Raw genomic sequence first — 12,450 nt, 5'->3', positions numbered from 1 at the left:
CCCGGGTCCACGGCGACGATCACCGTCGACGGATCAAGCGCAACCTTCAACACCGACATGAGCAGCCTCCTCCGAACCGGACCTCATCTGAGGATCCGCCCAGTGACTACTCATGGCCTATCAGCTGCGGCCGGCCTGTTCCACCGACAGCTCGTGCGCGAGCAGCTCGGCGAATGTGAAGGTTCCGGTGGGGCGGTCGTTCTTGCCCAACAGGTAGAGCCGTTTGACGGCGGCGAGGATGCCTTCGGCGATCGAGTCCCGGGTCTGGTTGGCGACCAACATGCCGCGGTCCCGAGGGTTGGTGATGTAGCCGACGTCCACCTGAACCGTCGGCATCCGCGTCAGACGGAGCAGATCCCACGTCCGCCCATGGGTGCGGCAGTCACGTAAACCAGTGCGCGCCACGACTTCTCGCTGTATGAAGTCAGCGAGGTTCCGTCCGATCGTGGACACCGAACCGTGCGAGTTTCCAAAGTGGAACGACGCGACGCCGTTCGCGGACGGACTTGCCTGGGTGGCGCACCGCAGGCTGATCATCAGGTCGGCGCCGACGGTGTTGGCAGTCATGGCCCGTTCGGCGTCCGACGGGCTGCGGTTGGGTGGCCGGGACAGGAAGGTCTCCATGCCGATGGCGGTCATCCGGCCCTCGAGCCGGCTCGCCAGATCCCAGAGGATGTCGGCTTCGCTGATCGGACCCGAGGAGCTTTGGGTGATCTGCCCGTGGTCGTCGCCACCGCGGCCCGGATCGATGATGATGCGCTTGCCGGACAGCCGGGGTCCCGACCGGCGGACCACTTCCTCCTCGCGGATGGCGTGGATGGAGCCGCCGGTGACGCGTGAGCCCAGAAAGTACAAGGAGCGCAACGTCTCCGGGCCGCAGATACCGTCGGGGGACATTCCGTACTCACGCTGATACGACATCAGCGCGTTGTGGGTCTGCAGCCCGAAATGGCCGTCCACCAGCCCGGTGTAAAAACCGAGGTCCTGAAGGCGCGCCTGCAGGGTGGCGACGTCGTCGCCGTACATCGGCGCGCCGAATTGGTGGCTGAGGATGCGCGCGCCGAGTCGATAGGACGCTTCCTTGAGTGCGCGATACGTCGCCTCGCCGACGATGCCGTCGACGAGCAGGCCACGATGCTGCTGGAAAGCGCGAACCGCCTCGTCGAGTTCGAGGTCGAAGAAGTCGACCGCGACGTGTCTACCCGTGCTCAGGTCGGCGTCGGGGCTGTCCACCAGCCCGAGCGCCGCGAGCGCGGTCCGGATCTCGGTGACCGCACCCCCGCGGTCACCTCGACGCAGACTCGACATGTATGGGCCCTTTCGATAACGCTTATCGGCGGCGGTCCGACGGTGACGATTGCAGGAGAGGCTCAGCGGAATTATCTCAGAAGCAGGCCCGATTCAAGAAAACGCCAGGCGAGTCGCCGCGGGGTTGCCAGACCTCAGACGATGTCAGAGAGCTCGCGAAGCAGTGCCGCCTTGCCCTTGGCGCCGACAATCCGCTTCACCGGCTCGCCGCCCTTGAACAGAATCATGGTGGGAATCGACACGACCTGAAAATCGCGCGCGGTGGTGGGGTTGGCGTCGACGTCGAGCTTGGCGATCGTGAGCGAACCGGCCTTCTCGCCCGCGATCTCCTCGAGCACCGGGGCGACCATCTTGCACGGACCGCACCAGGTGGCCCAGAAGTCCACCAGAACGGGAGTGCTGCTCGACAGTACGTCTTCCGAGAACGAGTCATCGGTGACGTTCACCGTCTTGCTGGTCTTCTCAGTGCCGGTCATGGCTGTGCTCCAATCAGGTCGGTGTCTATGGTTTGCGTTGTCCCCGTAGCGGTTTCGGCGAGCCACCGTTCGGCGTCGATCGAGGCCGAACAGCCGGTTCCCGCCGCGGTGATCGCCTGCCGGTAGATGTGGTCGACAAGGTCGCCCGACGCGAAGACACCTTCGACCGACGTGCTGGTGGTGCGGTCACGCACCAGCACGTACCCGGCCGGATCGAGGTCGACCTGGCCGCGGACCAAATCTGACCGCGGGTCGTGACCGATCGCGACGAACACACCGGTGACGGCCAGGCTGGATTCCTCGGCGGTCGCGCTGTTGAGCAGACGCACCCCGGTCACCCGGTTGTCGCCCTGGACCTCCAGCACCTGCGTGTTGGTCATGAAGCGGATCTTCTCGTTCGCCTTGGCGCGTTCCAGCATGATGCGCGATGCGCGGAACTCGTCGCGCCGGTGGATCAACGTCACGCTGCGGGCGAACCGGGTCAGGAAGGTGGCCTCCTCCATTGCGGAGTCGCCACCGCCGACCACGGCGATGTCCTGGTCACGGAAGAAGAAGCCGTCGCAGGTGGCACACGTGCTCACACCCATGCCCAGCAGCCTGTCCTCACCGGGAACGCCCAGGTGGCGGGCCGCTGCGCCCATCGCGAGGATCACGGCGCGGGCGTGGTACTTCTCGTCACCGACGGTGACGGACTTCACCGGCCCCTTGAGCGAGACCTCGTCGACGTCTTCCATCCGGAGATCGGCGCCGAACCGCAGCGCCTGCTCGCGCATCTGATCCATCAGCTCGGGTCCGGTGATGCCGTCGCGGAAGCCGGGGTAGTTCTCCACTTCGGTCGTGGTCATCAGCGCGCCGCCGAACTGCGTGCCCTCGAACACCAGGGGTGTGAGCTGGGCCCGGGCCGCGTAGATCGCAGCCGTGTAGCCGGCCGGTCCTGAGCCGATGATGATGACGTCGTGCACAGAAGATTGAGAAGTCATGCGAGCCTTTCTGCCTGCACGGATACAAACACCAGGGTAAGCCGGGGTGTTCCCCCATCGGTGGTGGGCTGCGTTACGGGGGCGTGACCACGGCTTTAGGCGTGTCGGCGGGTGTCGTCGAGACGGTGATCTTCTCGGCCGTCGGTCCGGACGGGAAACGCGGGTTCGCAGTGGTGTGCAGCAGCAACGCCACGGCCACCGTGATCCCGGCTGCCGCGGCGGCGATGCCGACAAGCAGCAGAATTGTGCGCGACCGGCTTGACCGCGGTCGGGCGGTGGCGTGCGACGGCGCGGTCGGTGCCGCGCGCAGCGCCGCGCTGATGCGGGCCGTCACGGAAGCGGGAACGTCAGGTGCCGAGGCCGAGTCGGTCCCAAGATGGACGAGTGCCTGACGCACCCGCTCCCCGGGAAGCCCCGATTCGCCGCCTCGCATCCGTCAATAGTGACTCACCGCATGGCGCCCCGGGCGTCCGGCACGTCCACGCGGGTATCGAAATAGCCAAGCGCGTCGGCGAGTTTGGCGCGGGCACGCGAACAGCGGCTCTTCACGGTGCCCTCGGCGATGCCAAGCATCCGGGCGGTCTCGGCCACCGAGTAACCCTGCATGTCGACCGCGACCACCGCGGCACGCTGCTCGACCGGTAGCCGCATAAGGGCGCGTTCCACCATGATCGCGGTGTCCACCCGCGGGCTGTGGTCGCCGACGGGGCAGTTGTCGTCGTTGAGCTCCGTGGTTGGGCGGAGCTTGTTGCGGCGCAACCGGTCCAGGCACGCGTTGACGACGATGCGGTACAACCAGCTGCTCACCGCGGCGTCCCGGCGGAATGAGGCCGCGCCCCGGTGGGCGGACAGCAGCGCGTCCTGCAACGCGTCGGCGGCATCGTCTGGGTTTCGGCTGGTCATCATCGCCAGTCGGTACAGCTGCCGATGGTGGCGGTAGAACAGTTCCTCGAAGGCGTACCGGTCTCCCGCGACATGCGCGGCCAGCAACTCGGCGTCGCTGCGATCTCTCTCGGAAACCCCTCCGATGCTGCCCACACAGCGAACCCTAAGCATCCCCGGACACCGGTTGGTGCACCAGTTTGCGCGATGCCCGCTGACTTGGTGCTTCACCAGGCCTGCGCTTGGGATAACGCGCTAGGAGGCCGCCTTCACGGTGATCTCGGCGATGTCCGAGCGGCTCTTACCGTCGACCTGACCCAGGGTGGACACCCAGACCAGCAGGTTCGACGTCGGGGAGGCATTGTCGACCTTGATGGTGTTGGTTCCGGGCTTCAGTGGCGTCGCCGGTGTCAGCACGGTCGTGCCGGCCAGCGACGACGGCTTCGGCGTCTGCGCCGAGCGAATCTCGACCGAGGTGCCGGTGCTGTTCACATTGATGGTGACCTCGCCGACCGTGGTGGGTTGCGGCAGCTGCAGCATCAGCCCGACGCCGTTCTTGAAGTTGGGGAACGGAACGGGATCGCTGTAGGTGTCGATGGGCCACGCCGTCGACTGATTGCCGTCGATCGCCAACGGCGCCTGATCGGGAGCGTCAGGTTCGCCCTCCGGCGAAAACACCGTTGCCTTAACGGGTTTGATGGTCGCGCCACTGCCACTGCCACCGCCGCCCCCGCCGCCGTCCGCGGAAGTGGTGGGCGCGCTGAGCCCCAGTTGGTCCTGGGAGAACCCACCGACGTCACCGAAGATGCCCTTCAGCACCGACCCCAACACGATCAGAGCGATGACGATCACCGCCGCGCCGACGCTCAGGCCGACGATCAGCCCTTTGCGCCTGCGCGCGGCCCCGTCCGGGTCATCGGGCGCGGGGCCGCGAACCCCGGCGGGCGTCGGCACGGCCTCGGGTCGGGCGAGGGGGTTGATCTGCTCGGTCCGGTCCGCGATGGCGGTCGCCTGCTGGAGGAGGTTGAGCAGGGTGGGGGCGCTGCGGATGCCGCCGCCCGCCTGCACCGAGCGCGCGGCCGCGGCCGAGATCTGGAACGGGATGTCGCGGTCGACCGACCGCGGCTCGACCGGCTCGCCCGCCGCGTCGACCTCCGCGGGCTCCAACCCGCTGCGCACCCCGGACTCCGTCAGCGGCCAGCGGTTGATCAACAGTGCATACAGCGCTGCGCCGATGCCGCGGATGTCGTCCTCCGGGCTGGCGTCCGGCGTGGTCGCCGGGAACGCCAGCGCCACGTCGCCCTCGATGCTCACCCGGACCCGGCTGGGATGATCGATCGACATCGCCACACCCGCCCGATGGGCTTGCTCGGCGGCGGCGGCCAGCGTCTGCATCGCGCGGGCGCCGCCGATCGCGGACGGTGACGTCGCCGCGACTTCCTGAAGCGACCCGCCGCGGATCCACTCGCTCACGATCAGCCCGCCCGATCCGGTGTTCGCGACGTCGAGGATGCGGGCGATGCCGGGAGTCTCGAGCCGGCTGAGCCGAAGCGTGCGGTCCAGTATTTCCTGCAGCTCCTCGTCCCGCAGCGCGGCGTCGGGGTCGACGAACGTCAGGGCGACCTGGCGGTCCAGCGCCGTGTCGAGCGCCTGCCAGAACTGGAGGTTGGGCGGCCCGCCGTGGAAGACAAGCAGCCGGTAGCGGCCACCGCCGATGGTGGCGCCCGGAATGAGGTGCACGTCTTCATCCGAGGTCGCGGCCTCGATCGGCGGTTCACGTGGAATGTCGAACGGCAGGCCCTCGCGAGTGGGGTCGCCGCCGTAATCGGCGGGAGGTCGACCCGATGTCGGCGGTGACACGGTGCTGACCGGCATCGTTCCCGGGTCGCCCCGCTCCGCCTCGCCGCCGGCCCCAGGGCCGGGCACATTCGCCCCGTCAACGGGAACATCGGGCTCGAAGTCGTCCGCGGTGGGGCGGGGCATTTGGGTCGTCGCGCCGTTGTCAGGCAGGGGTGCGGAGTCGCCTGCGGATTCGTCGGTCACCGCTGGTCCTTTCCGCATGCCTGCCCCGGCAACCGAGGCCGGGGGCCCGCGCCAAGCGGCCGCCGGGCTGTGACGACCACGCGGCGCGAGCGAATTGCTGTGCTCAGGGTACGTGAGAGGCACCCGTGAGCGTGATCGGACGGGTTGGTCAAGCGACCGTCCGGCTACGTCCGGGGTCTTGCCGAGGCGGCGCTGAACCCAGGCCAGGGCGGCCTGCGCGTCGGGAACGCGGGCGGCAAGCATCACCCCGCCGATGATCGGAAGCATGATCAGGCCGACGACGAGCAGCCGCAGCATCGACCCGGCACCGCCGCCGTGTTCGGTCAACGATTGCAGGCCGAGCAGTTGATCGACCACATGAGCGACCAGCCCGGCGATCATCGACGCGGCGGTGGCGACCAGGACGGTTCGCACCACTTCCAGGTTGATGAGGCGGCCGCCCGGCGGGCGCAGATTGGCGCGCAGCAGGATGTAGCCGACGATGGCGCCCGCGAGGAATCCGATTCCGTTGGCCAGGCCGAGATATCCCGCCACCAACTCGCGGTCCTCGGTCAGATGAGGTGCTGCCAGTGAGGCGGCGATCTTCACCGTCGTGATGACGATGATCACCACGATCGGCGTCCACGGTTGTTCGCGCGCGTAGAACACCCGAAGCTGTAGCAGCACAAGCGCATACGGGATCAGCGTGAACGCCGACAGCGTGATCGCCATGCCCAGGTAGCCCGCGTCGACGTCGCCGAAGTTGCCGTAGGCGAACAGCGCACTGCCGATCGCCGGGCCCGCGACGGTCATCAACGCCACGATGGGAATCAGCGTCACCATGGTCAGCCGCGTCGCCAACGACAGATCGGCCAACACCGCCGATGTGTCGTCGGCCGCGGCGTTGCGGCTCAGTCGCGGCATCACCACGGTGAGCACCGTCACGCCGATCATCCCGAACGGGAGCATCAGCACCAGCCACGTGTAGTTGTAGATCGCGGGCCCCGAAGCCGCTGCGGCGCTTGCAATCTGGTTCCCGACGATCAGGCCGACCTGGCTGATCAACACGTAGAGCACCATCGCCGCCGCCATCCCGCCGAACCGCCGGAGGCGGTCGTCGACACCCCACAGCGGACGCAGGCTGATCCGTTCCTTGCGGATCGCCACGAGCAGCACCGCCGTCTGCGCGAACACACCGAGCGTGGTGCCGATGCCGAGCACCAGTAGCTTGGCGTTGCCCATCTCGACGGGATCGATCGAAAGCTCACCCGGCACAATGAGATACAGGACGAGGGTGGCGATTGCGACGACGTTGTTGACAACCGGTGCCCAAGCGGGCGGCCCGAAGACGTTGCGGGTGTTCAGGATTGCCATGAACACCGACGACAGGCCGTAGAAGATCACCTGCGGAAGCAGCAGATAGGCGAAGGCTGTGGTCAGCGACCGGTTGACCTGCGGGTCGCTGCCCAACATCAGCCGGACCAGCAGGGGCGCCGCCACCACCGACACCACCGTCGCGACCAACAGCAGCGCGACGGCCAGCGTGACGAGACGGCGGACAAAGGCGGTGCCGCCGTCGGGATCGTCGCGTTCGGCGCGGGCCAGCACCGGGACGAAGATCGCGGTGAACGTCGCTTCCAGCACCAGCGCCGCGACGAGGTTGGGCAGCTGGTTGGCCACCGAGAAGGCGCTGGACAACGCCGCGCCGAGAATGGCGGCGAGCAGGACGATGCGGATGAACCCGGTGATCCGGCTGACCAGCGTCGCGACTGCCATGCCCCATGACCGCGACACCACCGCGGCGTCGCTGAGCTCGGGCCTACCGGCCCGCCGCCGCGGTGCCGGTCCCCTCGGGATCCGCTGTCTGGGCGGTGGTGGCGGCATCCGCCGGGGCGGTGGTGGCGGGGGATAGCCCCGCATGCCGGGCGGTGGTGGCGGCACGGCTCGGGGAGGCATCGGCGGTCGGCCCACGGGGCCACCGCGCCGGTCGAACGGTGGCTGCGCCGGTCCGAAGTGCCGGCCGGTGGTGCTCATTTCTCGGTTCCGTCGCTGTGCGCGAGCGCGGTGTCGAGCGGATCCGGACGGTCCGGCCGGTCCAGGTCCGCACGATCGGGCTGACCGCGGAACCGGTGCCACAGCCGGCGACCGGCCAGCGCGACGAGAACCGCGCCGACCGCGAGCGTGATGAAGAACAGCACCTTCCCGTAGGCGTTGGAGTGCACCGACAGCCGTACCGGATCGCCGAGCGGCAGCCCGTCGATGGTGCGCAAGGAGACGTCGACGGCGACGCGCTGGGTGAAGTGCACTTCGATGGGCACCTGCAACGGCAGGTATCCGGGCGGCAGCACGATCTCGCCCATGTCGGTGACCGTCATGCCGGGCGGAGCGTCGACCTGCAGCCGTACCCGAATCGGCACCGGCAGGTCATTGCGAAGGGCCAAGGGCAGCGGGCTGCGTTCGGTGGCCAGGGTGTAGGAACCACCTGGGTTGACGATCGTCACCGCCTTGAACAGGTCGTTGACCGTCGCGCTGGTGACAGACAACCGCTGCTGAGCCTGCCCGTTGCGAACGTCGGGCGGCACTGACTGGCTCAGCGCACGCAGCATGTCCTCCCTCAGCGGCGCGGTGTACTGCGTGCCGGTGAGCCCGGTGCGCTCGTCGGTCGTCAGCGCCGACGTCAATCCCCACAGCCGGCCAGCGGTGCCCGCGATGCCGGAGATGACGGCGTCGTCGAAGCGGGCACGCGGATTGGCGGCCACGTTGCCGGGCATCGGACGGGAGTCCTGTTGCGGCACCGCCTGGCTCTCGGCGATCACCGCCGTCAGCGGACGGGGTGCGGCAAGGCCTGCCCGGATGGAGGTGGCCACCGCGGACAGGATCGCTGCGGCGTCGTCGGCCTGCAGACCCCACTCCATCGGCGGCATCAGGAGCTGGGTGCGAGGCTCGGCCTCCGGCGCGATGGTCCGCCACAGCAGAGAGCCCAGCGCATCCTGCCTGCGTGCCACCGCCGAATCGTGCTGCACCGGAATATCAAGGGCAGCATCGAGATACGTGGGCGACCATGGATCCGTACCCGCCCCCGCCAACGCGGCGGACACGGTGGGGTCGAACGGCGCGACGACCACTTCGGGGGTGTAGCGAACTGGGCTCACGTCGGCGGTGGCCCGTCCGCCGTCCTGCGAATCGGATGCGTTGAGGTTGGCCGCCGCGACGGCGACCGTCGGTCCCTGTGCAGAGAGCAGCTGCACCGCAGGCTCGGTCAGCGGACCGTCTCCGACCAGGGTGGCGCCGCGGACCGAGGTGATGCCGAGGATCTGGTCGACGATATCGCCCGCGCCGTTGGTGGCGACGGCGCTCAGCATGGCGTCACCCACCCGCTGCAGGGCGTCGAGGTCGGCCTGCGCGTAGTTCGCAGGCGCCACGCACATCCGCTGGGCCACCGCCTTGAGCCGGGTGAGCCAATTCAGCGCGACTTCCTGGCCGGTGCCCGGATGCGTCGGCGTGGCAGGTCCCGCATCGGGTCCGTCGTCAACGACATATCCGGCGGTCATCGCATTGACGGTGACCAGTAGGTCGGGGTCGACGGCCAGACAGAGCGCGCTGGTCACCTGACCGCTGGGATCGACGGACGGGCTGGTCGCGAAGTCGACCGCCGACAACAGCACGTCGAGCCGCCCGCCGACCGCCAGTTCGGTGGCGAGTTCGTCGTCGGTCAGCCGCACCGGTGTCGAGCCGCCCGGCGCCCCGGGCGCCAGCCGTGGCCGGTCGCCGAGCGGCCACATCACGGTCGTGCGGACGGGTTTGGACGTGTCGGGCGCAACGACGTCGGCGAGTGCGTCGGCCGACGAGTTCGCGGCGGGCTCCGGCGGAACCCCGATCACCGGTAGCAGGAAGCGGGCGTCGTCGAGCCGGGCGGGGGCGCCGTAGTCGGGGGTGCCGTTGGCGTTGACCAGCAGCGGGTACACCCCGGGCTTGTCGATGCGCAGCGACGGCGTCTGCGCCGAGCGCAACGGAACCGTCAGGTTGAACGGAACGTCCTGTCCGCGTTGCAATTCCGCGGAAACGGTGATGAAGTCGGCGACCGCCTCGAATTGGTCGTTGTCGCCGCCGAGGTTCGTGCGGAGCCCGGCGGAGGAAGTGACGGCCGCGGCGTACTCGAGTCGGACCATCACGTCCCGGACTGGGCGGTCGCCGACGTTGAGCACCGTTCCGGAGACGGTGACGATGGGATCGCTGGTGGTCGTCATCACCTCGGGCGTGACGCGGTCGATGCGCACCTGCAGAAACGGCACCGAGCCCGGTTCGCCCGCGGCCGCGTGCGGCGACACCGCGGGGGTGGCTATCAGGATCAGCAGTGTCAGCACGGCGAGCAGACGGGGCAGCACCGTGCCGGACCCCCGGCAGGCCGTCACGGCCCTGGTCCGCAGCCGTTCGTCCGCCGGCCCGGTTTGGGTGGGCCTGCCTCGTCGGGACGTCGGTTGCGGGTGTGCGAGTGCGTCTGGGCGCGCCTGCGGGGCGAACTGCGGGGCAGCGGCGGCAATGCGGAGGGCCCGTCTGTGTGCAGCTTGTCGATCAGCTCGTCGGCGACCTCGGCGAGCTTGCGTTCGTCGGCATAGGCGAGCCGGGCGGGCAGCTCCTTGAGCGGCACCCACGCCACCTCGCTGACCTCAACATCTTCGTCGGACAGCTCGCCGCCGAGGAATCGCAACAAGTAGTGGTGCACGGTCTTGTGCACCCGCCTGCCCTCAGTGACGAACCAGTAGTCGATGCTGCCGAGGGCCGCCAGCACGGTGCCCTGGATGCCGGTCTCTTCGGCGACCTCGCGGATCGCGGTCTGTTCTGCGGTCTCACCGAGTTCGATGTGGCCCTTGGGCAGTGACCACAGCATTCGGCCGCGGCGGTCGACCCGTCCGATCAGCGCGGCGACCTGGGTGTCCTTCGGGCCGTCGATACCGTCGATGACCAGGCCGCCGGCCGATGTCTCGTGCACGGTGCGCAGCCGATCGGGGCCACGGCGCGAACCCCGCGGTTTGTGCGGCTTGGGCCTGCCGTCGGGAACCGGCGCATGGGCCGGATCGACGGCCCGGCCGCCGGAGTTCATGTCCGGCACGACCGCGTTGTTGTTGTGCTGCGCGGCGTCGGCGTCGGGGGGACCGGCCGCGCGACGACCACGACGCCGCCCCCGGCGCCGTCGTGGTTTGGCCTGTTCGCCGTCCGACACCCAAGCGATAGTAGCTGCCGTGCATATTCGCTCCTCCCGCACTCGCCGCTCGGTGCAGGACCGTTACCTCTACGCTCATTGAACGTGTCCGACAACGCTGAACTGCTCGTCGCTGCCCAGGTGGCGTTGCACCAGTACGCCGAGCTGCTGCGGGATCTCGGCCGGCTGTTCGCTGACGCGGGTCACGAGCTGTATCTCGTCGGGGGTACCGTCCGCGACGCGTTGCTCGGCCGGCTCGGCGCCGACCTGGACTTCACCACCGACGCCAGGCCCGAGCAGATGCAGCGCATGCTGCGGCCGTGGGCCGACGCACTCTGGGACACCGGCATCGAATACGGCACCCTCGGCGTCGGCAAGGGCGACCAACGGTTGGAGATCACCACCTTCCGCGCCGACACGTACGACCAGGTGTCCCGCAACCCGGAGGTGCGCTTCGGTGACCGCCTCGAAGACGACCTGATTCGCCGCGACTTCACCGTCAACGCAATGGCGGTGCGCATCACGCCGGACGGCCCCGGTGAATTCCTCGATCCCCTAAACGGTTTGGCTGCGCTGCGCGCACACCTGCTGGACACACCCGCCGCGCCGGAGGTGTCGTTCGGCGACGATCCGTTGCGGATGCTGCGGGCCGCGCGGTTTGTCTCGCAACTCGGTTTCACCGTCGCGCCGCGGGTCCGCGAGGCGATGGCGGCGATGGCAGGCCAGCTCGAACGCATCACCGCCGAACGGGTCGCCGCCGAACTCGACAAGCTGATCCTCGGTTCGGATCCGGTGGCAGGCATCGACTTGATGGTGGCGAGCGGACTCGGCGATGTGGTGCTGCCCGAGCTCGGCGCGATGCGGATGGCGATCGATGAACACCATCAGCACAAGGACGTCTATCAGCATTCGCTGACGGTGCTGCGGCAGGCGATCGAGCTGGAGGATCCCAGGGGGCTGGAGCGAAGCGACTCAGGGGAAGGGGAAGGCCCCGATCTGGTGCTGCGCTGGGCGGCACTGCTGCACGACATCGGCAAGCCCTCGACGCGTCGGCACGAACCGGACGGCGGGGTGAGCTTTCATCACCACGAGGTGGTGGGCGCCAAGATGACCCGCAAGCGGATGCGGGCACTGAAGTACTCCAAGCAGATGGTCGACGACGTGTCGCAGCTGGTGTACCTGCATTTGCGTTTCCACGGCTACGCGGATGCCGGCGGGGCCGGGAAATGGACCGACTCGGCGGTCCGGCGCTATGTCACCGATGCGGGCCCCTTGCTGCCGCGGCTGCACAAGCTGGTGCGCGCCGACTGCACGACGCGCAACAAGCGGCGCGCCGCGCGGCTGCAGGCGAACTACGACGATCTCGAGGCGCGGATCGCCGAGCTGGCCGCCAAGGAAGACCTGCAGCGGGTGCGGCCGGACCTCGACGGCAACGAGATCATGAAGATCCTCGACATCCCGGCGGGCCCGCAGGTCGGCGAGGCGTGGCGCTATCTCAAGGAGCTGCGGCTGGACCGCGGGCCGCTCGACCACGACGAGGCGGTGGCCGAGTTGACCAGGTGGTGGAACGCCAGGAGCTAGC

At 68.7% G+C, this 12,450-nt stretch carries 9 protein-coding genes; 1 reads left to right on the top strand and 8 read right to left on the bottom strand.

All coding sequences use genetic code 11. The features are described from left to right. Positions 1 to 120 precede the first annotated feature (120 nt). From QOC76_RS03835 to QOC76_RS03800, 8 genes are all read right to left on the bottom strand, one after another. Entirely contained in the window at positions 121 to 1,308 is a 1,188-nt protein-coding gene (locus QOC76_RS03835) for an N-acetylmuramoyl-L-alanine amidase (RefSeq protein ID WP_526354341.1), read from the bottom strand. A gap of 134 nt (positions 1,309 to 1,442) precedes the next feature. Beyond that, positions 1,443 to 1,784, bottom strand: a complete 342-nt coding sequence (trxA, locus tag QOC76_RS03830; RefSeq protein ID WP_526354339.1) for a thioredoxin — start codon at positions 1,782 to 1,784, stop codon at positions 1,443 to 1,445. After that, the gene (trxB, locus tag QOC76_RS03825; protein ID WP_526354337.1) at positions 1,781 to 2,764 is read right to left on the bottom strand and encodes a thioredoxin-disulfide reductase; all 984 of its coding nucleotides are present in this window, start codon (positions 2,762 to 2,764) and stop codon (positions 1,781 to 1,783) included. The genes trxA and trxB overlap by 4 nt, the downstream gene beginning before the upstream one ends. Before the next feature lie 73 nt (positions 2,765 to 2,837). Further along, complete coding sequence (locus QOC76_RS03820) at positions 2,838 to 3,197, bottom strand: hypothetical protein (protein WP_526354335.1); 360 nt, start codon at positions 3,195 to 3,197, stop codon at positions 2,838 to 2,840. 14 nt (positions 3,198 to 3,211) lie between these two features. Further along, complete coding sequence (gene sigM / locus QOC76_RS03815) at positions 3,212 to 3,802, bottom strand: RNA polymerase sigma factor SigM (protein ID WP_526354333.1); 591 nt, start codon at positions 3,800 to 3,802, stop codon at positions 3,212 to 3,214. Between the two features lie 99 nt (positions 3,803 to 3,901). Next, on the bottom strand, positions 3,902 to 7,588 hold the full coding sequence (gene murJ / locus QOC76_RS03810; protein WP_526354347.1) for a murein biosynthesis integral membrane protein MurJ: 3,687 nt from the start codon (positions 7,586 to 7,588) through the stop codon (positions 3,902 to 3,904). 110 nt (positions 7,589 to 7,698) lie between these two features. Then, positions 7,699 to 10,080: a hypothetical protein gene (locus QOC76_RS03805; RefSeq protein WP_526354331.1), complete on the bottom strand. Its 2,382-nt coding sequence runs from the start codon at positions 10,078 to 10,080 to the stop codon at positions 7,699 to 7,701. Beyond that, the gene (locus tag QOC76_RS03800; protein ID WP_526354329.1) at positions 10,077 to 10,889 is read right to left on the bottom strand and encodes an NUDIX hydrolase; all 813 of its coding nucleotides are present in this window, start codon (positions 10,887 to 10,889) and stop codon (positions 10,077 to 10,079) included. Before QOC76_RS03800 ends, QOC76_RS03805 begins: the two co-directional genes overlap by 4 nt. A 78-nt stretch (positions 10,890 to 10,967) precedes the next feature. On the opposite strand from QOC76_RS03800, the gene QOC76_RS03795 reads away from it, so the two are divergent. Further along, positions 10,968 to 12,449, top strand: coding sequence for a CCA tRNA nucleotidyltransferase (locus tag QOC76_RS03795; RefSeq protein ID WP_526354327.1), 1,482 nt, complete (start codon positions 10,968 to 10,970; stop codon positions 12,447 to 12,449). The last annotated feature ends 1 nt before the right edge of the window (position 12,450 follow it).

This window comes from Mycobacterium sp. (assembly GCF_032159565.1).
Classification (GTDB): Bacteria; Actinomycetota; Actinomycetes; order Mycobacteriales; family Mycobacteriaceae; genus Mycobacterium.
This window is presented reverse-complemented; position numbering and strand designations above follow the sequence as displayed.

Coding starts and splice junctions, on each gene's coding strand:
- trxA (WP_526354339.1), bottom strand. CDS start 1,784: ATGACCGGCACTGAGAAGACCAGCAAGACGGTGAACGTCACCGATGAC.
- QOC76_RS03835 (WP_526354341.1), bottom strand. CDS start 1,308: ATGTCGAGTCTGCGTCGAGGTGACCGCGGGGGTGCGGTCACCGAGATC.
- QOC76_RS03820 (WP_526354335.1), bottom strand. CDS start 3,197: ATGCGAGGCGGCGAATCGGGGCTTCCCGGGGAGCGGGTGCGTCAGGCA.
- murJ (WP_526354347.1), bottom strand. CDS start 7,588: ATGCGGGGCTATCCCCCGCCACCACCGCCCCGGCGGATGCCGCCACCA.
- trxB (WP_526354337.1), bottom strand. CDS start 2,764: ATGACTTCTCAATCTTCTGTGCACGACGTCATCATCATCGGCTCAGGA.